The 1,044-nt window shown below is 43.1% G+C and carries 1 protein-coding gene; it reads left to right on the forward strand.

Annotated elements, in window-relative coordinates; all coding sequences use genetic code 11:
- Window positions 1-903, forward strand: a 903-nt coding sequence (locus ABU165_RS25100; RefSeq protein WP_353762701.1) for an IS3 family transposase, incomplete at its 5' end; no start/stop codon positions are given.
- Window positions 904-1,044: the final 141 nt, after the last annotated feature.

The raw sequence follows: 1,044 nt of genomic DNA on the forward strand, positions 1-1,044 counted from the left end.
GCCTTCATATATGAACATAAAAATGAACATACCATCGTGAAGATGTGCGAAGTACTAGGTGTATCCACCTCTGGTTATTATGCTTGGGAAAGAAGACAAAGCCAGGAGGAAACTGAAAGGCAAAAGCAGAGACGGCATCTGGACGAAAGAATCCTGTTTCATTTCCACGACAACCTGGGGACGTATGGAAGCCCGAGAATCCACCGGAAACTTGTCACCAAGGATGGCATGACAGTTTCTCTTAAAACAGTGTCAAACCGAATGAGAGATCTGGATTTATATGCCACACCGCCAATCAAATATACTCAAACCACTGATTCGGATCATCAGCAGCGTGTATTCAAGAATGAGCTGAACCGGGAGTTTAAGCCAGAAAAACCTAATCGTGTCTGGGCAACCGATATTACTTATATCCATACCGGCGAAGGATTTCTATATCTCAATCCAGTTTTAGACCTGTTTTCCCGCCGGGTTATTAGCTATGCCATTAATGATTGTATGGACGTCAAACTGCCATTAAAAGCTTTAAAGAAAGCACTCGAACTCCGCCACCCCTCCAAGGGGTGGATCCACCATTCTGACCGTGGTAGCCAGTACTGTTCCAAAAAGTATATTGAAGCCTTGGAAGGGGCCAAAGCCTCCATCAGTATGAGCCGAAAAGCCACTCCTTATGATAATGCTTGTGTAGAGTCATTTTTTGCCTCACTCAAGAAAGAGTATTTGTACAAGTTTGTATTTAAGACGAAAGCAGAAGCCATTGGAGCTATCCAGTTTTATATTCACTTTTATAATCACAAAAGATTGCACTCCACTCTCGGTTACGCCACCCCGATTGAATATGAAAAGGCGTATAAAGAGGCACAATATCAAGACGCCAAAGAAGACACATTGTCCTATGCTTGAAGGAAGCATTGCCTCTCAGATGGTTCCTTCAAGCATAGGCCTCCAAGCGAAGTGAAAACGGAGTGCGGAAGAAAAAAGTACGCCACTACCAGGCATAAAAGTGTCTACTTTATTGACAGAACTCCAATATTAGCAACTTTT

Origin of the sequence: Cytobacillus sp. T106 (assembly GCF_040492155.1) — a bacterium.
Taxonomy (GTDB): domain Bacteria; phylum Bacillota; class Bacilli; order Bacillales; family Cytobacillaceae; genus Bacillus_AB; species Bacillus_AB infantis.